The sequence below is a fragment of the Flammeovirga sp. EKP202 genome (assembly GCF_014534745.1).
In the GTDB taxonomy this organism is placed as follows: Bacteria; Bacteroidota; Bacteroidia; order Cytophagales; family Flammeovirgaceae; genus Flammeovirga.
In genome coordinates this window covers 53,164-74,055 of record NZ_JACVVP010000020.1, presented here as the reverse complement: position 1 = coordinate 74,055, position 20,892 = coordinate 53,164, and the positions used below count along the sequence as shown (strand labels likewise).

General features: G+C 35.2%; 16 protein-coding genes. 11 read left to right on the top strand and 5 right to left on the bottom strand.

The features are described from left to right. Window positions 1-23 precede the first annotated feature (23 nt). The 6 genes from IC221_RS13925 to IC221_RS13900 all read left to right on the top strand — a co-directional run bounded on the left by IC221_RS13925 (window position 24) and on the right by IC221_RS13900 (window position 6,674). On the top strand, window positions 24-2,039 hold the full coding sequence (locus IC221_RS13925; RefSeq protein ID WP_188169549.1) for an LruC domain-containing protein: 2,016 nt from the start codon (window positions 24-26) through the stop codon (window positions 2,037-2,039). Between the two features lie 157 nt (window positions 2,040-2,196). Beyond that, window positions 2,197-3,762 (top strand): NFACT RNA binding domain-containing protein, encoded by a 1,566-nt coding sequence (locus IC221_RS13920; RefSeq protein WP_188169548.1) that lies wholly within the window; start codon window positions 2,197-2,199, stop codon window positions 3,760-3,762. Window positions 3,763-3,883: 121 nt separating this feature from the next. Then, a complete protein-coding gene (locus IC221_RS13915) occupies window positions 3,884-4,111 on the top strand; it encodes a DUF3098 domain-containing protein (RefSeq protein WP_044205478.1) in 228 nt (75 codons plus the stop codon). A 34-nt stretch (window positions 4,112-4,145) separates the two neighbouring features. Next, entirely contained in the window at window positions 4,146-4,937 is a 792-nt protein-coding gene (locus IC221_RS13910) for an undecaprenyl-diphosphate phosphatase (protein WP_188169547.1), read from the top strand. A 16-nt stretch (window positions 4,938-4,953) separates the two neighbouring features. Next, a complete protein-coding gene (truB, locus tag IC221_RS13905; RefSeq protein ID WP_188169546.1) occupies window positions 4,954-5,652 on the top strand; it encodes a tRNA pseudouridine(55) synthase TruB in 699 nt (232 codons plus the stop codon). Between the two features lie 77 nt (window positions 5,653-5,729). After that, window positions 5,730-6,674 carry a bifunctional riboflavin kinase/FAD synthetase gene (locus tag IC221_RS13900; RefSeq protein WP_188169545.1) on the top strand — a complete coding sequence of 315 codons (945 nt, stop codon included), beginning with the start codon at window positions 5,730-5,732 and terminating at the stop codon, window positions 6,672-6,674. 13 nt (window positions 6,675-6,687) lie between these two features. Here the strand turns inward: IC221_RS13900 and IC221_RS13895 are convergent, their stop codons facing one another. The 3 genes from IC221_RS13895 to IC221_RS13885 all read right to left on the bottom strand — a co-directional run bounded on the left by IC221_RS13895 (window position 6,688) and on the right by IC221_RS13885 (window position 10,075). After that, window positions 6,688-8,064: a S9 family peptidase gene (locus tag IC221_RS13895; protein ID WP_188169544.1), complete on the bottom strand. Its 1,377-nt coding sequence runs from the start codon at window positions 8,062-8,064 to the stop codon at window positions 6,688-6,690. Between the two features lie 392 nt (window positions 8,065-8,456). Continuing rightward, on the bottom strand, window positions 8,457-9,530 hold the full coding sequence (gene dinB / locus IC221_RS13890) for a DNA polymerase IV (protein WP_188169543.1): 1,074 nt from the start codon (window positions 9,528-9,530) through the stop codon (window positions 8,457-8,459). A 14-nt stretch (window positions 9,531-9,544) separates the two neighbouring features. After that, window positions 9,545-10,075: a hypothetical protein gene (locus tag IC221_RS13885; protein WP_188169542.1), complete on the bottom strand. Its 531-nt coding sequence runs from the start codon at window positions 10,073-10,075 to the stop codon at window positions 9,545-9,547. 210 nt (window positions 10,076-10,285) lie between these two features. Here IC221_RS13885 and IC221_RS13880 point away from each other — a divergent pair, with 210 nt between their 5' ends. Further along, window positions 10,286-10,642 carry a hypothetical protein gene (locus tag IC221_RS13880; RefSeq protein WP_188169541.1) on the top strand — a complete coding sequence of 119 codons (357 nt, stop codon included), beginning with the start codon at window positions 10,286-10,288 and terminating at the stop codon, window positions 10,640-10,642. 487 nt (window positions 10,643-11,129) lie between these two features. Here IC221_RS13880 and IC221_RS13875 read toward each other — a convergent pair whose 3' ends face one another. Beyond that, on the bottom strand, window positions 11,130-13,358 hold the full coding sequence (locus tag IC221_RS13875) for a two-component regulator propeller domain-containing protein (protein WP_188169540.1): 2,229 nt from the start codon (window positions 13,356-13,358) through the stop codon (window positions 11,130-11,132). A 176-nt stretch (window positions 13,359-13,534) separates the two neighbouring features. Here IC221_RS13875 and IC221_RS13870 point away from each other — a divergent pair, with 176 nt between their 5' ends. The 3 genes from IC221_RS13870 (at window position 13,535) to IC221_RS13860 (ending at window position 17,351) form a co-directional block, all read left to right on the top strand. After that, entirely contained in the window at window positions 13,535-15,424 is a 1,890-nt protein-coding gene (locus tag IC221_RS13870; protein WP_188169539.1) for a glycoside hydrolase family 13 protein, read from the top strand. A 197-nt stretch (window positions 15,425-15,621) separates the two neighbouring features. Then, window positions 15,622-16,245, top strand: a complete 624-nt coding sequence (locus IC221_RS13865; RefSeq protein ID WP_188169538.1) for a CoA pyrophosphatase — start codon at window positions 15,622-15,624, stop codon at window positions 16,243-16,245. Window positions 16,246-16,367: 122 nt separating this feature from the next. Next, on the top strand, window positions 16,368-17,351 hold the full coding sequence (locus IC221_RS13860; protein WP_188169537.1) for an SDR family NAD(P)-dependent oxidoreductase: 984 nt from the start codon (window positions 16,368-16,370) through the stop codon (window positions 17,349-17,351). Between the two features lie 82 nt (window positions 17,352-17,433). On the opposite strand, the gene IC221_RS13855 is transcribed toward IC221_RS13860, so the two are convergent. After that, the gene (locus IC221_RS13855; protein ID WP_188169536.1) at window positions 17,434-18,213 is read right to left on the bottom strand and encodes an enoyl-CoA hydratase/isomerase family protein; all 780 of its coding nucleotides are present in this window, start codon (window positions 18,211-18,213) and stop codon (window positions 17,434-17,436) included. Window positions 18,214-18,474: 261 nt separating this feature from the next. On the opposite strand from IC221_RS13855, the gene IC221_RS13850 reads away from it, so the two are divergent. Continuing rightward, entirely contained in the window at window positions 18,475-20,145 is a 1,671-nt protein-coding gene (locus tag IC221_RS13850; protein WP_188169535.1) for a formate--tetrahydrofolate ligase, read from the top strand. Window positions 20,146-20,892 lie beyond the last annotated feature (747 nt).

Below are 20,892 nucleotides of genomic sequence, written 5' to 3'. Positions count from 1 at the left end.
GAAGTTTTGTTAACCATCCAATCATGAAAAAATTACTCTTTCTCATTTTATCATTTACTTTCTTGTGTGTTTCATGTCAGAAAGAAAATGAAACTACTCAAAATGTCCCTTCTGCTGAAGAAGGATTTGAGTCAATCCAAGTAGATCCATCCTTTGACTATTCTACAAACGCAAATTTCCTGTTCTCAGTTGAACAAGAATACACTGATTCCAACTTGCCTATAGAAATTTATACTTCGAATTCATTTGAAGAGGGCGAACTTATTAGTGAGGTAGCTATAAAAGGATCTGAGTCTTTCACTTCAACTTACAATCTTAATAAAGGATTGAAAAAAGTGTACATCAAAGTAAATAAGGTAGGGGTACCTCAATTTTACGAGTTTGATGTGCAGCCAGGCTTAAACCGCTTAGTCGTAAATGAATCATCGATTTATGATAATACTATTGAAAATGAAGCAAATTCATCTGCAAGAATGAATTACAGCGGATCGCTTTACGATACGTATGGCGGTTGGAATGCTCAAGGTTTACCTAATTATTTAACTGATCCTGATACGGTACCACAAGCCTTATTAGATGATATCGATGCATCATTACCAGAAAGAAGACCTGTACCTACGTACAATCCCGACTACCTTGTGGACGTAAATTATGATAGTAGAGTCACGGACTCATGCGATATCTGGATAACCTTTGTGCATGAAGGTGCTGGCTGGAGAAACTCTTTAGCGTATTATACTTACACTACAGGTTCACCTCCTCAAACAACGGATGATATTGATAGTATCAAAGTCGTCTTTCCAAATGTTTCTTTCTTGTATTCAGGTGGTCAGTTAGAAACAGGCCATAAAATTCATTTAGGTACTTTTGCACCCAATACTTCAATTGGTTGGGTATTGATACCGAATGGATGGCAAAGTAGCTCTTCTCAAGCGTTTTATAGAAATGACGTTAAATTCAGTAACTATCAATTAAATACTGTGTCAGCAGAAGGTTTTAGACAACATATGGTTGCTCTAAAGGATGTGGATAGAGAATTAATCCTACTTGGTTTTGAAGATATCACAAGACCTAGCGGAGATAACGATTTCAACGATTGTATTTTCTATTTGACCAGTAATCCATTTAATGCTATTGATACGGGAGATATTGGAGATATTTCTGAAGCAGAAGATTCAGATGGAGATGGTGCATATGACCATGAAGAGGAATATCCTGATGACCCAGAACGAGCATATAATGTTTATATAAACAACAGAACCAACTATTCTACTTATGGTTTTGAAGATATGTGGCCTGAGAAAGGGGATTATGACTTTAATGATGTAGTTATCGGAGTGAACTACAAGAAAGTAGTCAACACTAATTACTATATTAAAGATATTGTGATGCAAAGTGAATTGTATGCAATTGGTGGATTCTATCATAATGGTTTTGGAATAGCGTTTCCATTTAATGCCTCTACAGTCAATTCAATTTCTGGGCAAATATTAGATAAAGGTGTAGTGAATGTCGGATCCAACGGTACTGAAGTCGGTAATACAAAGGCTACAGTCATCTTTTTCGAAGACGCTTACTCCTTAATGTCGTCCAGTGATGTTTTAGTAAATGTGAAACAATCTGGCAATTATGTCACACCACATCAGTTTACCATTACAATGGATATGAACATCGGTCAAGTGCATAACACGGCATTTACTAACTTTCCAAATGCATTTATTTTTGTAGATCAAGATAGAGGCAGAGAGGTTCATATGCCAAATCAGCCTCCTACGCAATTGGCAAATTCTGATTTCTTTGAAACGTATGATGATGTAACAGATCCAGACGCTAGTATTTACTACAAAACATCTGCTAATCATCCATGGGCAATCAATGTAGTTGCGGAAAAATTCTATTATCCTTATGAAGGAGTTGAAGTGTCGAATGCTTATAATCACTTTAAGAATTGGGCAGAATCAAGTGGAAATAATTACTCCGATTGGTTTAAATCAAAATCAGGATACAGAAATAGTGAAAAGATTTATCAAAGACCGTAAGTATTAAAAATTTAACCTTTTAAGCCTCAAGCATCGTTCTTGGGGCTTTTTTTATATCATTTATATGCGTTTTTTTGTATTGAAAATTAAAAAGAGAAGAATCTAAACATAAATACATGGCCTTTTGAAGAGACGGGCTATTGTAAATACTACAGAGATGTTCAATAATTATTATTTCCTCAGACAGCTGAGTCAGGCATTAAAAGAAAGATTAGTAGGGATGACCCTTGGTGCTTGTTTTAGCCAAAGTAAGGACGAATTGATGATTGGTTTTTATAAAGGTGTGCAAGAACAGTGGATTAGAGCATCATTGATACCTAATTTCAACTTACTCACTTTCCCATTAGACTATCAGAGAAAAAAAGTAAATAGCATAGATCTTTTTAAAGATGCTATTGATCAAGAGGTGGAAGATATCATTCAATATGATAATGAAAGAGCCTTTTTAGTTAAAATGACAAATGATTGGGGAATTTTATTCAAAATGTACGGCAATAGGTCCAATATACTTTTGATTCATGAAGGTGAAGTGCATTCTATTTTTCAGAAAAGACACATCGAAGATCAAAATATGGAGATTAATGCCTTGGATAGAACTATTGATCAATCTAAAGAGGCCTTTTTTGAAGGAGGAATAAAAGCGACTTTCCCAACTTTAGGCCGTGAAGCGAATGCCTATTTGGAGTCTCAAGGTTTTAATGATGTCTCTCTTGACGAACAATGGACAAGACTTTCTGATTTAGTGAAAAAGCTGGAGTCACCACGTTATTATGTGGAAGAAAAAGACGAACAAGTTCAGTTTTTATTATTTCAGCTGGAAGAGGCTAAAACGTTATTGGAGTCTGCTCATCCCATAGAAGCAGCTAATGAGTTTTACTACCGATTTTCTAAGCGATTTTTTGTTGAAAGGGAAAAAGGTCCTCTTATCAAAGAAATAGACAAGAGACTGAAACAATCCAAAAGTTATCTGAAGAAGCATTATGCAAGGTACGAGGAATTGACAGAGAGTGCTCGATTTGAGGAAATAGCCAATATCATTATGGCTAATCTTCATAATATTCCACCCCGAACGAAGAAGATTACATTATTTGATTTTTACAATGAGGAAGACATTAAAATTAAATTGAATGAACTTCATACTCCTCAAAAAAATGCGGAAACCTATTACCGTAAAGCAAAAAATCAGAAACTGGAAGTCAAAAATCTAGAAGCTAATATTCAGCAAAAGGAAGATGAAATGGAGGAACTGAAGGTACACCGTGATGCTCTTGGTCAATTTGAAATGGTTCGAGAAATCAGAAAGTACATTAAAGCTCATTCTTTACAGAAATTACAGAAGAATGAACCTGTTTTTCCATTCAGAAAATTTGAATACAAAGGATTTGAAATTTGGGTGGGTAAAAATGCAGTGAATAATGACCTCTTAACGCAGCGATATGCTCATAAAAGAGACCTTTGGTTACACGCCAGAGATGTGGCAGGGTCACACGTTGTGGTAAAATGGAAGTCTAAACAACCTACTTTTCCTGTCAATGTAATTGAAAAAGCAGCTTCTTTAGCCGCTTATTATTCACAAAGAAAGACAGACACACTTTGTCCGGTGATCTATACACCTAAAAAGTTTGTTAGAAAAAGAAAAGGAGATCCTGCAGGTTTGGTAGTTGTGGATAAAGAAAAGGTGGTATTGATAGAACCGGCACCATTTTCAGAAGGTTTAAACTAAATGAATATTAAACTATCTGACAAACCACGTAATTTTTTAATATACTATTTATGAAATAGTAAATAATTTGACTGAACTATTAACTTTGTGGATTATACACAAAATTGAAATCACAAAATTCATGAGCAATAATAAAGAACACTTAGCATTTGGAAAGAAAAATTACATGTGGATGCTTATCGGTATCCTGTTAATTGCCTTAGGCTTTTTTGTAATGTCATTGGAATCAGCGCCAATGGGATTCGGTGTTTTAGGTTTAACAGTAGGGCCAATCATCGTAATGAGCGGTTTTGGTTTGAACTTTTATGCCATTCTAGTCAACTCAAAATCCAAAGACGTTTCAGAATAAATTAGCGAACAAACCATATTAATTTAAATTATCAATGAATATTTTTGAAGCCATTGTTCTTGGTATTATCCAAGGTCTAACGGAATTCCTACCCGTAAGTAGTAGTGGTCACTTAGAGCTTGCCAAGGTAATACTAGGGGATACTAGTGTTGCAGAAGAAAGTATGATGATGACTGTTGTACTTCATTTTGCGACAGCACTGTCTACAGTGGTTATTTTTAGGAAAGAAATTTTAGAGATCTTAGTGGGATTATTCCAATTTAAATGGAATGAACAAACACAATTTTCTTTAAAGATCATTCTTTCAATGATTCCTGCAGCCTTTGTAGGAGTATTTCTAAACGATCAAATCGAACAACTTTTTGGAGGTGCTGTATTATTAGTTGGGTGTATGTTAATTGTAACAGCTGTATTATTAATATTGGCCGATAAGGCAAAAAACACCAACAAAAGTGTAGGTTATAAAGAGGCAATCATTATTGGTATTGCCCAAGCCATTGCCATTTTACCAGGTATTTCAAGATCAGGTGCAACGATTTCTACGTCAGTTTTATTAGGAATTGACAGAGAGAAATCTGCCCGTTTTTCATTCTTGATGGTAGTACCTTTGATTTTTGGTAAAATAGCGAAAGATATATTAGACGGAGCATTTTCATCTACTTTTGAGGTGGTTCCAATGACTGTTGGTTTTGTAGCCGCCTTTTTTACGGGAATGGTCGCTTGTACATGGATGATTTCATTGGTGAAGAAGTCGAAATTGATGTACTTCTCCATTTGGTGTGCAAGCGTCGGAACAATCGCTATCGTCTATTCTTTACTTAATTAAGATATAAACAAACAGTATGCAGGATTTTGATTTTGTAGCAGGAGAAACTGTATTGGTGGATAAGCCATTGGAATGGACTTCCTTTGGTGTAGTGAAAAAGTTACGCTGGGAAATGAAGGTGAAGAAAGTAGGGCATGCAGGTACTTTGGATCCTTTGGCTACAGGGCTTTTGATATTGTGTACAGGAAAAAAAACAAAGACAATAGATCAGATTCAGGGACAAATTAAAGAATATGAAGGCGAAATGGTGATTGGTGCCACTACACCTTCTGTTGATTTGGAAACTGAGATTGAAAATGAAGTAGATTCCAGTCATATCACTGAGAAAAATATTTACGATCTATTGCCTCAATTTACAGGAAAGATTATGCAAGTTCCGCCTATGCACTCTGCTATTAAAGTAGATGGTGTGAGAGTCTACAAACATGCTCGAAAAGGGAAGGAAGTGAAGATTGATCCTCGTGAAATTGAAATCAAAGAATTGGAAATTACTTCAATTGACTTTCCAAAAATTCAATTCCGAATGGTTTGCTCTAAAGGAACTTATGTAAGAAGTTTTGTAAGAGATTTTGGAGAAGCTCTAGGTGTCGGAGCCTACATGTCAGCACTGCGAAGAACAAAAATCGGAGAGTATGACGTAAAGGATGCAAAGACCGTTGATGAGTGGATTGAAGTCATTAGAGATTGGAGAAACCGACAAGAAGTAGAGGAATAAGAGCATGCATTAATCATGCTCTTATTCTTTGTGATATCATATATTTAATGCTTGTAATTGATAACAGCGATTTTTGAATGAAAGTACATTACGGTATAGAAAATTTCATCCCTTTAAAGAGGGCAACAGTAACAAGTGGTACTTTTGATGGTGTACACTATGGACATCAACAGATCTTGACACATCTTAGAGAAGTGGCTAAAAAAGATCAGTCAGAAACGGTATTAATTACTTTCTGGCCTCACCCAAGGTTTACGATTCAACCTGAAGAAGCTAGGAAATCATTAAAGCTATTAACGAATCTTGAAGAAAAAATTGAACGATTACAGTTGGAAGGAATTGACCATTTAATTGTAATCGAGTTCAATGCAGATTTCTCCCAAATGACTTCTATGGATTTTGTGAGAAAAATATTAATCGAAAAAATTAATACCACCAAACTTGTCATTGGTTATGACCACCGTTTTGGTAGAAACCGAGAAGGAGGTTTTGAATATCTTAAAGCCCACCAAGAAGAATTTGGTTTTGAGGTGGAAGAAATTACAAAACAGGAAATCGAGAATGCAGCGGTGAGTTCTACAGCCATTCGTAATGCATTATTAGAAGCCGGAGACGTTCGTTTGGCGAGTAAATATTTATGTTATAATTATAGTTTTGAGGGAACGGTCGTCAGTGGCAATAAGATTGGAAGAAAGATCGGTTTCCCTACCGCAAATATTCAACTTTTAGATCAGTTTAAATTGCTTCCTAAATCCGGTGTATATGTTGTAAGGATTTTAGTGGGTGAGGTTTGGTATAATGGTATGATGAATATCGGAAGAAGACCAACTGTAACGGCAGGAATCCAACAAACTATTGAAGTCAATATTTTTGATTTTTCATCAGACATTTATGATCAACAGGTAAAAGTAGAATTTGTAGATCATATTCGTGACGAGATGAAATTTGATGGAGTAGAAGCATTGATCGAACAACTTCATTCTGATAAAAAAGTAGCGCAATCAATGCTGTCAAAGGCTTAATTTATCATTTCTTTTACTGCTCTGTTTTAAAAGCAATCCACTTTTTTATTTCATCTAAAAGCAAGGGAGAAAGAGTTTGTTCAATTTGACCATACTCGGTAGGTAATCCAGTAGAACATTCTTGAAAGAGGTGATTCAAGCCTTCCAATTCTAATATTGTTACATCCTTATTACCCGCTTTGTTCAAGGCGGCTTCTATTGCAGGTAAATTTTGAGAAGCAACCACCTGTACATCTCTGGAACCATTTAATGCTAATACTGGGCATTTTACATTTTGAAAATAAGTGGAAGGGTCCAATCTTATAAATTCCAAGAACCAAGGCGTTGATATTGATTGAACAATAGTGTGGATCTGTTGGTCACTCACTTGAGCATTAAGCTGATGTTTGAAATATTCTTTTAAGCGGTCATAAATGGGTTGTTCTTTTCTGAGAATCATATCATATGCTTCTCCAAACATTTTTTGATTTTGAGCCACTATTGGAGCTGGAAGTAGACTTTTTTCTTCAATAACTTTTTTCTGAAGAAGCATTAAATCTTTACCATTGACACCTGGACTTGCCATTAATATCATAAATCCGATTTGAGGAACTTTTTCATGGGCAACAGCAGCAATAATACCGCCTTCACTATGTCCTAGTAAACCAATTTTTTGAGTATCGATATCAGTTCTTTTTTCAAGGAAGTGAAAAGCTTCTACAACATCATCTGCAAAATCATAGGTTGTGGCACTTGCAAAATTACCGGTAGACTTTGCTGTTCCTCTATCATCAAATCGCAATACAGCAAAACCACTTCTTGTCAATTGATCTGCTAATAACAGAAAGGGTTTATGGCCTAAAATTTCTTGGTTTCTGTCTTGCGGTCCACTACCTGAAATTAAAATGACGGCAGGGTACTTTTTATGTTCTTTAGGGCGAGTAAGAGTACCACTCAAAGTGATGTCCCCATTCTGAAAAGTCACGTTAGTTGAAATATAAGGAAAAGGTGCTTGAGGCTCCTGAGGTTTTGGTTGATCAAGTACAACTTCCAAACTTTTCTTGAGGTTCAATGAAAGAGAAGCTCCTCCTTGTTGGAATGTACCTTCAATATGATCATCATCTAACACATTGCCTACATACTTTATTCCTAGGTTCGGTAATTCTATTGTTAAAAAAGGATTTTGGTATTGAACACTATGGATAGGTATACCTTTTCCCCCTTGTTCAGGAACATCCATAGTACCTGAAAAACGGTTGTTTTCATGTTTGATATGGAAGATAATCGTAAGTTTTCCGGTAGGAACTTTTAATTCACCTTTCCATGGACCTACTAAATTTTGAGCTTGCATTGGGCTACATAATAGAAAAATTAAAAGGAAAATATTTACTGAAATGATGTTTCGTTTCATCTTTTTATTTAATTGGTAATGAATATATTAACGAATAGAAGGGGGAGTAGGAATGATCTACTTTTCTTATCTTGATAACCCTTAAATTGAAAATATTCTTATTTAAAAATGATTAAGTATTCACATTGAAGCGTAATAGTAAAGTTTACATCTACAATTGCATCATTTAATTATAAAATTAAATTTTGTGAAGAGACTAAAAATGCTATATTTGTAAATATATGTAAATAATTATAATTTAACGTGACTGACTATGGTACATCAAATTAAAAAATTGTTGACAAGTCATAGCTACTTTGGTTTAGGTCTACTTTTAGGATTATTATTAGGTTACTTTTTAGCATTTGTCGTAGTTAGCTATTATTTAAATTAGAGTATTAGATAGTATTTATTTAAAACAATTTCAATTGTTCCTGTGTGTTTTCAGGTTCATCATCATTACTGCTAAAATTACTGACACTAATACCTAGAAGCCTTACATTGAACTTTTGTGGTTCAAGATCATCTAACAAGTGATAAGACTCTTGCAACAAAAAGTTGTAGTTGATAATTCTTTTTTCGAAAGTCTTACTTTTTGTATGCGATTCAAAATTGTGAAGCTTTACTTTTACAGTTAAAGTTTTACCATATTTATTGGCATTTGTGATTCTCTTCCAAAGAATCTCAGCAATCTTACTTAAGTGCTGTTTCATGGTGCCAACATCAGCTATGTCTTTGGAGAAAGTGCGTTCTGCACCGATCGATTTCCGTTCACGAGAAGGTTTTACTTGTCTATTGTCGATACCTCTCACAATATGATAGTAAAACTTTCCACTTTTTCCGAAAGTATCAATCAGGTGTTCTAATGGCCATTTTTTAAGATCACTCCCTTTGAAGATACCTAACTTTTTCATTTTGTCGGCCGTAACGTTTCCAATTCCATAAAATCGGTCAATTTGTAATTTTTCTAAGAAATCAATCGCTTCGTCTGGGAGAATAACTGCTAATCCATTGGGCTTATTAATATCCGATGCTGTCTTGGCTAAAAACTTATTGTAAGAAACTCCGGCACTTGCTGTTAAATTAAGTGTATCACTAATTTTTTTTCTGATCTCTTCTGCAATTTGGATTGCAGAGGCAATTCCTTTTTTATTTTCAGTGACATCCAAGTAAGCTTCATCCAATGATAATGGCTCGACAAGATCGGTATATTCATAAAAAATCTTTCTGATTTGTTCTGATACCGCTTTGTAGACATGAAATCTCGATTTCGTAAAAATGATTTGAGGACATTTCCTGTAAGCCAAGGAAGAGGGCATAGCAGATCGAACACCAAACTTACGAGCCTCGTAACTTGCTGCTGCCACTACACCTCTTTCTCTACTTCCACCAACAGCAACAGGTTTCCCTCTAAGGTGAGGAAAATCTCTCTGTTCAATGGAAGCAAAGAAGGCGTCCATATCAATATGAATAATCTTACGTATCAATGTTGAATTAGTTATTAATCAAAATAACGAACATCATAGCTTTTAGAAACAAATTCAATAGTTTCCAAATCAGCCATTTTATTGACATAAACTGACATTACAAAAAAGATATTCGCCATGGTGTTCAACAAGTCAGGTACTAGACCGTCTACTTTTACATCCTCAAATTTTGCTATTTTGTAAGCCCAACGTGTCGAATTTTTACTTTTGGAGCGACAAAGGTTAAGCATACCTGATAATTCAGTGCCAAGAGGAAGGCTAAACATTTTAGTTTCTTTTTCTACCATTGCTTGGTATTTATCATGAATACCGATAGCTCTGTCAATATCTTCTGGAGTAACAGCTACATTTCCTCTTATTGATCCATTGACATGATAAGCCATTTCACAAAGCCAAATCAATTCCTTTTTCATTTCTGGAAATTGATCTGCTTTTGAATAAGCGTATCCGATATGACTTGCTAAAGAATCCGTCTCAACTTCAAAGTCACACTTAAAACTTGTTTCCTTAAGGTAAGGGTAACACATTCTAACTTTTTTACTCATGATAATGAATTTGTAAGGTGGTTTATTTTCAACAAAAATACCTTAGATTTTCCATTCAAAAAATGATAGTGATTTGTTTATTTTAAAAAGTAAATCGGCAATATAACGCTAGTTCATTTTTGTTTTGTGAACGAATCTGAATTTTCTCCGCTCCGAAATGGTTTTCTGATACTATCTATTTTAATTTGTATAATATCAAACTAAATAAAAATGAGAAAATTAGCGTTATTTCTAATCAGTTTACCCTTCATTGCCTCGTGTTCTAAAGATGTCGAACCCTTAGGAGGGAATTTTGATAAAGTACTGTACAGTGAAAGTAGAGATACTTTGTACATCTATCATTCCAATACAAACTTTGAAGTCTATATTAATTCAACGAATGAGTTTGTCAAAGGAGCATGGCAAAGAGTATCAATGTCACCTGATGGAGGTCAAACTATATTGAATGCTTCTGGTCTAAAACGAAGAGCTTGTGATGGAGTTGCTATTTCTTCTTTTCCCGCATTAGAACAGGATATTAATTCATTGGAAGAAGCTCCTTCGGATGAGTTTGTGTATTGTGATTGATTTTTTCTTGAAGATGATTTTATGGAATAATAAACTTGTAGGAATATCGATTGATGGTTCTACAAGTTTTTAGAAGAGAATTATAAAACACTTTTCTTTTGATTTGTAATTAGGTAATCATCTAGCAGTAAGTTCCTTCGGCCTTGAAGGGAAAAGCGTTAAGAATTTCATGTATTGAGCCGTTAAGAATGATTTTTTTGTTTGAGCTTTAGCGAGTTTAAAATCATTTAGGTGGGAGGAATGGAATTTAGCTTTTGACTTCAAAGCCTTGACTTTTTTGCTTCGTTTTTGTGTTAAGACAAAAATGAAGAAGAAGGAAGCTTGAAAATCGATCTTATAAATGTTGGTAGAAAGAACAAATGAAAGTTGACTATAATTTAGTTTACAATGTGTTTGTTAGCTACACCTTAAAAACTCTTATATCATAAAAAAGCTCATCCTTCTGTAAACTGACAAAAGAATGAGCTTGATATATATTGATTGGAAACTACCTAATCACCGCAAACTTCCCAACATTCTTTTCTACACCATCAAGGTCAGTGGCAAATATGAAATAAACACCTGTTGCAGGTTTTGTACCGCTGTCTAACCTAAGATTCCATGAAGTACTACCACCATAAGATTTTCCATCCCAAACAATATTTCCTGCCGTGTCAGTGATTTTTACACTAGCATTATCCACCAAGCCGTTTATTGTTAAAACACCATTATAATTTGGTCTCACTGGACTTGGGAATACAGTAATTTTATCAATTGTTCTTGAAGGTTCGGTAGCATCTGATCGGTAAGAAACAACACCGTTATCAGTTCCTATAAATACTTCTCCGGTACTTGGCTGTATTCCAATAGTTTTGATTTCATTGGACAAGAGCGGAGAATTATCTTGAGTAAAGTATTCAAACAACTGCCCTCCATCTTTGCTGAAAAGCCAAAGGCCATTACCTGTACCAATCCATTTTCTATTTCCGCCATCAATACCATAACTCAACACTCTTTCACCCCTTAATAGTGGAAAGCCATCAAAACGAGGTAAGGCGACTGAAAATTCACTGACTTCAGAAGGAGAGAAACCAAAATATTCAGCACTACCATCTTCTGTACCCATCCACATGCTTCCACTGTTATCCAACTGAATGGTGAAAACAACATTCGAAGGAAGTCCACCACTAGTTTGATCAGTTGTTAAGAAACGAGTACTACCTTCTTTGTAGGTAAGTAATCGATTATTATCCAATATAAACCAAACATCATTTTGAGTAGAATTTTGAGTTGCAATGGCAGCAGAGCTTAAGCTAGAATTTCTTGTGTGTGTCCAAGTTCCCTCAGTATCTCTTTGGTGGATATAAAATTGGGAGCTCGTCCATAAGTTGCCAAAAAAGTCAAAAGAAAGACTTTTAAGATTAGCATCCGTTCTGCCATCTAATAAAAATGGCGATTTGATCACTTCATAGGATTCATCATTGAGATTGTATGCTAGAAGTCCATCACCATTACTCGCAAAATAAAGTATATTTTCAAAGGCATTGAAGGTCACTCCATAAAAAGGAGCCGTGGCAGGAATAGTGATGACTGAAGTTTTATTTTCCGAAGTATAATTGATCCATTGGCCATTTTCAAAAATTGAGAAACTTCCTACAGTTACATTAGGATCATCTGTAGATGGGATCATTACTATTTTATCATTAGCATTGATGATTTGTCTTGCAACCGGAAATAATGGTCCTGAAGGAGCGAAACCTTGAATTTCATCTCCATTTGCTGAGATTGAAACAAGCCCGCTTGTATTATCTGCTACCCAAGCTCTTCCTTCTTCATCGTCTAATAATTGTCTGGGAGCAGGAACTTTAGAATCGGACCAAGTGGTTACCTGATCTTGATCGTCAATTCTGTAAATTTCATCTTCGGCTACAAGCGTGATATCATCTCTCCAGAAATCAAGCAAGTAAACATTCTTTGAGTAATTCAACACAGTTGATGAGGTTTCATCCGCATATTTTCTTAATTCATTGACTTGGTTGTTGGTGTAGTACAATGCATCGCCTGCCCATAACACTGATCTTGTAGAGAATGAAGTAGAAGGAATGATTAAATCCCAATTATTAAAATCTTGTTTGTTGACATCGTCATCTGTAGAAGCACTTTTTATACCTTCATTAGATGCAATGTATATTAATTCTTCACTGAATGTAATATCAAAAACAGCATTTTCAGAACCATTTTGACCGATGAAATCATATGTTTCTTCAATGGTAAAATTATCCGTATTGATCTTCGCAACACCAAAACTTGCACAAACGTAGAGATAGCGTCCATTAACTCTCAACCCATAAAACACCTTATTAGGGTATGAAGTGTTGAGTAAGGTTCTCATGTTTACGATTTCGTCATCGGTAATGAAATCAAGGTTGCCATTTGCATAAAGTACAATCAGTTGGTCTGAAGGTGCAGCATAGCCTAATGCTAAAATATTGGTGTCACTTAGTCCATCATCTTTTGTAAGAGTGGTGATAATACTATTATTTCTGCCATAAGAAAACAGGGCATTATTGGAAGCACAGAAAACTTCATTGTCTGTGATGGCTACAGAATGAGCATTACTAAAGTTGAGGTGTGAACGCCAAGTTTTTACAGGAATATTTTGTGTCCAACCAAAATTAGACGAAATGACAAATAAAATTAGTACATTAAAGAATGTAACTTTAAAAAATGATCTCATGAAGATTATTGATGTTTAGAATTAGCAAGATAATAATCTGTTAACACTAAACTTTGAAAAAACCCGAAAATTTAGAAAAAACTATTTAACGCAAACGGTTGAAATTTTTTTCAACTTTTTAATAATCATAAATCAAATTATGTTTGTGTTAATTAAAACTGCAGAATATCGTAAGTATGAAAATTGAAAAAGCTGGCATCTTGGCCATTTTAGTTTCTTTATTAGGAATGGGTTGTACTCCTATGGAAGAGAGTACGGCACTAGTTCAACAAGCTAGTATTCCGAATATGAAGCCCGCTTCAGAAGTAAAGTTAAAAACAGTGGAACCTGCATATTGGTGGGCAGGTATGAAAAACGAAACTGTTTTGTTAGTGATTCATGGTAAAAATATTGCCACTTCTTCAGTAGAAATTAAAGAAGAAGGAATCGGAATTGAAAGTGTGAATACGCAAGACAATCCTAACTACTTATTTTTGAATTTAAATATTGCAAATGCGAAAGCTGGAAAATATCCTATTTCTTTCAAAGCAGGAGCAAAAGAGTTGACGTATGAGTTTGAATTAAAGCCTAGAAATAAGGCAACAAAAGCTCAGGGTCTTACTGCACATGACGTAATGTACTTGATTATGCCGGATCGTTTTGCAAACGGCAATCCAGCCAATGATTCTCAAGCAGACTTAACGCAAAAAGCCAATCGTAAGGATAGAGATGGAAGACATGGTGGAGACATTGCAGGTGTAACTTCAAAATTAGATTATTTGGATGATCTTGGTGTAACAACAGTTTGGTTAACACCTTTCTTAGAAAACAATCAACCAGATTGGTCTTACCATGGTTATGCTATTACTGATTTTTACAAAGCAGACGGACGCCACGGTACAAACGCGGAGTACAAAAACATGGTAGACGAGGCCCACAAAAGAGACATGAAAGTGGTGATGGACCTTGTATTCAACCACATTGGTAATGGTCACGATTGGATGAAAGACCTTCCTGCAAAAGATTGGATTCACGAATGGAAAGAGTTCACAAAGACCAACTATAAAGGTGAGGCTTTATCAGATCCAAACGCTTCTGATTACGACAAAAAAATCATGACAGATGGTTGGTTTGACGGTCACATGCCTGATTTAAATCAAGGAAACCCTTATTTAGCAAGATACTTAATGCAAGCTTCTGTTTGGTGGATTGAGTACGCAGGTATTGACGGTATTCGTATGGATACATACCCTTACAACAAAAAAGAAATGATGTCGGAATGGGTGTCATATGTATTAAGTGAATATCCTGATTTTTATATTGTAGGAGAAACTTGGTTACCGGGTGCTACTTGGGAATCGTATTGGAAAGCAGGTGGAAACAATCGTGATGGATTTGTTTCAACTTTAAAATCAGTTTCTGACTTCCCTGTTTGGGACGCTTTGAATAGAACTTGGAGAAATAACTGGAGTATCACAGAGGTGTATAAGACATTAACAGAGGATTTCTTATATGATGATGCCAACCAAAACAAAATCTTCATGGATAACCATGATGTGGACAGAGCGTTTGGTGTTTTCAATAAGAATATTCCTAATATGAAATTAGCAACTTCTTTCTTATTGACGACAAGAGGTATTCCTCAAATTTTCTACGGTACTGAAATCTTAATGGGTAAAGGTGGTCACCATGGTGACTTGAGAGAGGATTTCCCAGGTGGATGGGCAGGTGATAAGCGTGATGCTTTCACTGAAGCTGGCCGTACAAAGAAAGAAAATGACTACTTCAACTACATGCGTTCTATCCTTCAATGGAGAAGAACTTCTAAGGCAATTGCTGAAGGTAAATTAAAGCATTGGGTACCATTCAATGAGGTTTATGCTTATGCAAGATATACTGATAGTGAAACAGTATTTGTAATCTTGAACAACAACAAAGAGGAGCAAACGTTCACAACAGATCGCTTCTCTGAGGTATTGAAAGGGAATGCAAAAGGCAAAGATATCTTGACAGGTAAGGCAGTAACCATTGGAAGTGAATTTACAATTCCTGGTAAAACAGCAATGATTATTGATTTAGGTAAATAAGTAAGTACTTAATAAAATTATCTAAAATTGATAGAGATAGAGCTAAGATGAATTCCTTGGCTCTATTTTTTTTGTAAATAAAATTGTAAATTATGATTAAGCAGTTGATATAGTTGAAATCCAATATGTTTCATTTTTAATTGTACAACAGCTTGAAGAATACAGATTCATTTTTTAATAACGAATAAACAAGTTTGATGAGCGATTGGCAAAATAAATTAAGACAGAGACTATCAGAACCTAAACCAGGTCGTGATGCACACGATAAGATGTCGTCTTTAAAAAGACAAGACGAAACACCTTTTGATATCCCTACTACAGCAAGAAAAGCAGCAGTATTGATTCTATTGAAAGAGGAAGAAGATTCATTAATTTTTCCATTAATTCAGCGTCCATCTTATGATGGAGTACATAGTGGTCAGATGGCTTTCCCTGGAGGGAAATATGATGATACTGATGAAGATTTAATAGAAACGGCCTTAAGAGAATGCTATGAGGAAATAGGTGTGAGTGTGGAGAGAAATAAAGTATTAGGAACATTATCGGATATCTATATTCCGCCTTCAAATATGCATGTAGTACCTGTAGTGGCGAATTATAGCGATGTTTTTCAATACAATATTGATGAATACGAAGTGGATAAAGTAGTGGAAGCATCCATTAGTCAATTACAAGATATCAATAACCATAAAGAGCATATCGTTGATTTGGATAATGGTGTGAAGTTTAAAACGCCAGCTTTTGATGTTTATGGACATACTGTTTGGGGAGCTACTGCTATGATGTTGAGTGAATTATTAATGATTATAGAGAAAATATAATCTCTCTTTCAGCTCAATTACCTTGACCTAATTTACCATTTTATTGACCTAATATTCCAATTTAATCCTTTTGTAATAGCCGTACTTTGTACTATCGAAAATCAATAATCGCTATTACTATTATGAAAAATAAATCAAAACAAAACACAAGGATTTTAATTACGGGAGCAAATGGAGGAATGGGTTTAGAAACCACCAAAATACTCTTCAATAAAGGATATGGTAGTATTTTGATGGCTTGTAGAACCAAAGAAAAAGCACAACAAGCAAAGCATAAGATTTTATTAAATGCAGAAAGCAATAAGACTGCTGATACTTTAGAAACATATGGAGGATTTGATATGAATGATCCTTTGGCTATTGAAGAAGCAGTGGGCACTCTTCCTTCTCAACATAAAATAGATGTTGTGTTTTTACAATCAGGAGGAGTCATTTTTGGGAAAGAGTTCAAGTACATCAATTGGAATGGACATACCATTGAGAAAACAATTTTCCAAAACGTAATAGGAGGGTATATTGTACTTCAAAATTTAAAAAGACATAATCTTCTCTCAGAAAACTTTAGGGTGATATTTGCCGGTGGAGAAGGAGCAAGAGGTATTCCAGGAATGATGGATAAACCGACTTTTCGTTCTCCAAAAATCTTGGGAGATTACATTAAAGGTAATCTGAAAGGTCAAAAATATCATGATATGAATGCTATGGGGACCTCCAAATTGATGAGTGCACTCTTAGTGTCAAAGCTCGCTCAAGATGCAGAAGACGGTCAAGAGTACATTTGGTTCACCCCAGGTTTAACTTATGGTACCAATGGCCTAGCCACAAAACCGGCTTTCGAGAGATGGTTTTTAGAGAATATAGGATTTACAATGATGAAATGGGTGGGAATGGCACAAAGCCCTGTGCAGGCAGCTCAAAAGTATGTAAGTGCTATCGAAGGAATAAGAGGTGAAAATGGAGATATTTTAGGTTCTCCCGAAAAGAAAACATTAGGCCCGACCGTAGACCAAAAGCCAATGAATTCAGCTTTTACAGATCAGGGTTTGATCGATGAATTCTACGCTATAATTCAGGAAGTTTATCCTGAAAAAGAAATAGTACAATAAGACTTGTATTAGGTATGAGGTAAGAATGAAGAGGTAAGAATCCCACATCTTACCTCTTTATTCTTACCTCATACCTCAAAAATTACCATTCAATTTTTTCTTTATTCAAAAAAGCAGCAATACCTTTTTTACAATCTTCATTACTTCTAGCTTTTGCATTCGAAACAACGGCTAAATTCATTGCTTCTTCTAAAGGTAAATGCCAAGTTGAAGCAATAAGATGTTTGGTATCCGCTTTGGCTTGTAAAGAGGTTTCGGAAACTAATTTTTTAGCGAATTCAAGAACCTCTTCCTCCAAATTTTCAGCAGAAGTGATTCCATTAATCAAACCATAATCTAATGCTTTTTGAGCTGTAATAACTTGTCCTGAAAGGAGGAGTTGCTTTGCTTTTCCTTCTCCAATTTTTCTGACTAAAAAAATGCTGACAATGGCAGGGATAAAACCAATTTTAACTTCAGAATAACTAAACTTAGCACCACTTTCAGCAAATGCAAAGTCACAAACCGTTGCCAATCCGCATCCTCCAGCAATAGCGGCACCTTGAATACTCGCTATGATAATTTTTGGATAATAATAGATTTTAAGAAACAACTCTTTAAGGTGGTTTGAATCTTCTAGATTTTCCTCATAAGAGAAATTCTGAAGGTCTTGTATATAAGCCAAATCAGCTCCAGCGCAGAAAGCTTTTCCTTCTCCTTTGAGTACTACTGCTTTTACAGTATTGTCTTTTTCTATATTATCGAGGGCCTCTTTGAGTTCAGAAACTAACTGATGATTCAGTGCATTGCGTTTCTCAGGTCTGTTGAGAGAGATGTAAGCTATTTGTTGAGTTTTCTTGTAGTTAATTAATTCCAATGTCATTCTATGTGTTTTTGTTAGATGGTGATTTATAACACCTTAATTTACTATTAATATGTTTTATTTTGGCATACCAATCAATGAAAATTAAACTGTAGTGTGATTTAAGTTGCTGATAATGTAATATTTATCGTTGTTATGTAAATTAAAAATGTTATGAAAATAGTTATATTTCAATTCGCCTAACTATTTCATTTCGCACATGTACTATAGTAAAAGGACCATATTAAGCATTATAAACATATTATTATTTCCTGACGAACTATGAAAACCGATATAGAAATCGCTAGAGAAACTGTCTTAAAACGTATTTATGAGGTGGGAAAAAGTATTGGTATTCCAGAGGAAGACCTGATTCCTTACGGTCATTATATGGCCAAAGTTCCTTATGAATTATTGAATAAGAAAAGAGATAACAAGAAAAAGCTAATTCTTGTAACAGCGATCACTCCTACTAGAGCGGGAATTGGAAAAACAACAACTTCTGTTGGTCTAGCTTTAGGTTTACAAGAGTTGGGACACAATGCAATTCCAGCATTGCGAGAGCCTTCATTAGGGGTTTGTTTTGGTATGAAAGGAGGTGCTGCAGGGGGCGGTCACGCTCAAGTATTGCCAATGGAAGACATCAACTTACATTTTACAGGAGACTTCCATGCCATTACTTCCGCCAACAATATGATCTCAGCATTGGTTGATAACCACCAACATTTTGAAAGAGCTTCTGGGAAGCAATTGAAGTCCATCAACTGGAGAAGGGTTTTGGATGTCAATGACCGAACACTTCGTCAAATTGTTACAGGTTTGGGTGGCATTGGAAATGGTGATGTTGCTGAAGCAGGTTTTGATATTACACCAGCCTCTGAATTGATGGCTATTTTATGTTTAGCCGAAAATAGAGAAGACCTCCAGGAGAGAATCGGTAATATCTATTTAGGGTATGACCATAATAATGACCCAGTTTATGTAAGAGACCTAGGTGTGGAAGGTGCAATGGCTGTATTGATGAAAGATGCTATTCACCCCAATTTGGTGCAAACGACTGAAAATACTCCTGCGTTTATCCATGGAGGGCCATTTGCCAATATTGCTCATGGCTGTAATTCTGTTTTGGCCACTAAAATGGCCATGAACTATGCTGATTATACGATTACCGAAGCAGGTTTTGGGGCAGATTTAGGTGCTGAGAAATTCTTCAATATCAAATGCAGAAAAGCAGGTTTAAACCCAGACCTTACAGTGATTGTAGCGACCTCTCAGGCTTTAAAATTGCATGGAGGTGTGGCTTTAGACGACATTAAGCTACCCAATATTGAAGGCCTGAAGTTAGGGATGAAAAACCTTGAAAGACATATTGAGAATATGCAAGGTTTCGGACAAACAGTGATGGTGACATTCAACCAGTACGCTTTTGATACCACAGATGAGATGAATTTTGTAGAGCAATGGTGTAATGAGAGAGGAGTAGAGTTTGCTGTCAATGATAGTTTTATGAAAGGCGGAAAAGGAGCCACTGACTTAGCTCAAAAAGTAGTAGACGTGATTGAAACTAACCCTTCTGGCCCGTTACAGTTTACCTATGACCTTGAAGACTCTATCTATGAAAAGCTAGATAAGATCGCTAAAAAGATTTATAGAGCGGATGGAATTAAAATGGATTCCAAAGCTTTGAAGAAATTAAAAAGAATTGAGAAATACGGTATGTCTGAATTGCCAGTTTGTGTGGCGAAAACACAAAGTTCATTTACAGACAACCCAAAGATTCTTGGAGCACCAACTGGAGGTTTCCATATTCACTTTGAAGATTTATTAATCAACAATGGTGCAGGTTTTATCGTAGCAAGAGCGGGTAGCATTATGAGAATGCCAGGTCTGCCAAAAGAACCTCAAGCCAATAAAATTATGTTTAAGGATGGGTTAATTGATGGATTATCATAATTAATACATTGTAAACTAAATTATCGTTAATTACAGTATTCAGAAATCAGGAGATTTCTGATGATCTGAAGGACACAAATGACGCTAACGCTTAACATTAGCGCCAGTGAGCTTTCTACCATTTTAGTTTGGTAGTATTCCCCCGGCATTGAAGGGAAAAGCGTGAAGAATTTCATGTATTGAGTCGTTAAAAATGATTTTGTTGTTTGAGTGCAGCGAGTTTAAAATCATTTAGGCGAGAGAAATGGAATTTAGCTTTTGACTTCTAAGCCTTGAATTTTTTGCTTCTTTTTGTTTCAAGACAAAAATGAAGAAGAAAGTAGCTTGAAAGGAGACCCTATCAATACTTGTATGAAGTTAGCTTGAAAGATGGCGATAATTCAGTTAATAATGTATTAGCCTTGACATTAAATGAATAGTTAAGTTCCCTTTGAAGTATCATTTGATATTTTGAAGGGAATTTTATTTTTAAAATTGAATTAAAGCCATTTGACACTATAACCAACTGTCCTTAAAGCAGATCAGAGTTGTATTAATGCTTATTAAAGTTAAAATAATTGAAAAAAATACATCCTATAACATTGTTCAATCATTAAAACCTTAACAAATTAAAAAATGTATTAAAATAAGTTGAATGAATATGATTTTAAAGTGTGATACAATGTTATGTGTAACTTATACAAGTGCAATTGAAAATCTGTTTAATTATAGGAAAAGCCGTATTTTAAATTAAATTATTGTTAAGTG

Excerpts from the sequence above, each read along its gene's own strand:
- IC221_RS13860 (WP_188169537.1), top strand. The coding sequence starts at position 16,368 with ATGAAAAATAAATCAAAACAAAACACAAGGATTTTAATTACGGGAGCA.
- truB (WP_188169546.1), top strand. The coding sequence starts at position 4,954 with ATGCAGGATTTTGATTTTGTAGCAGGAGAAACTGTATTGGTGGATAAG.
- IC221_RS13925 (WP_188169549.1), top strand. The coding sequence starts at position 24 with ATGAAAAAATTACTCTTTCTCATTTTATCATTTACTTTCTTGTGTGTT.
- IC221_RS13875 (WP_188169540.1), bottom strand. The coding sequence starts at position 13,358 with ATGAGATCATTTTTTAAAGTTACATTCTTTAATGTACTAATTTTATTT.
- IC221_RS13895 (WP_188169544.1), bottom strand. The coding sequence starts at position 8,064 with ATGAAACGAAACATCATTTCAGTAAATATTTTCCTTTTAATTTTTCTA.
- IC221_RS13865 (WP_188169538.1), top strand. The coding sequence starts at position 15,622 with ATGAGCGATTGGCAAAATAAATTAAGACAGAGACTATCAGAACCTAAA.
- IC221_RS13915 (WP_044205478.1), top strand. The coding sequence starts at position 3,884 with ATGAGCAATAATAAAGAACACTTAGCATTTGGAAAGAAAAATTACATG.
- IC221_RS13880 (WP_188169541.1), top strand. The coding sequence starts at position 10,286 with ATGAGAAAATTAGCGTTATTTCTAATCAGTTTACCCTTCATTGCCTCG.
- IC221_RS13850 (WP_188169535.1), top strand. The coding sequence starts at position 18,475 with ATGAAAACCGATATAGAAATCGCTAGAGAAACTGTCTTAAAACGTATT.
- IC221_RS13885 (WP_188169542.1), bottom strand. The coding sequence starts at position 10,075 with ATGAGTAAAAAAGTTAGAATGTGTTACCCTTACCTTAAGGAAACAAGT.
- IC221_RS13870 (WP_188169539.1), top strand. The coding sequence starts at position 13,535 with ATGAAAATTGAAAAAGCTGGCATCTTGGCCATTTTAGTTTCTTTATTA.
- IC221_RS13910 (WP_188169547.1), top strand. The coding sequence starts at position 4,146 with ATGAATATTTTTGAAGCCATTGTTCTTGGTATTATCCAAGGTCTAACG.
- IC221_RS13900 (WP_188169545.1), top strand. The coding sequence starts at position 5,730 with ATGAAAGTACATTACGGTATAGAAAATTTCATCCCTTTAAAGAGGGCA.
- IC221_RS13855 (WP_188169536.1), bottom strand. The coding sequence starts at position 18,213 with ATGACATTGGAATTAATTAACTACAAGAAAACTCAACAAATAGCTTAC.
- IC221_RS13920 (WP_188169548.1), top strand. The coding sequence starts at position 2,197 with ATGTTCAATAATTATTATTTCCTCAGACAGCTGAGTCAGGCATTAAAA.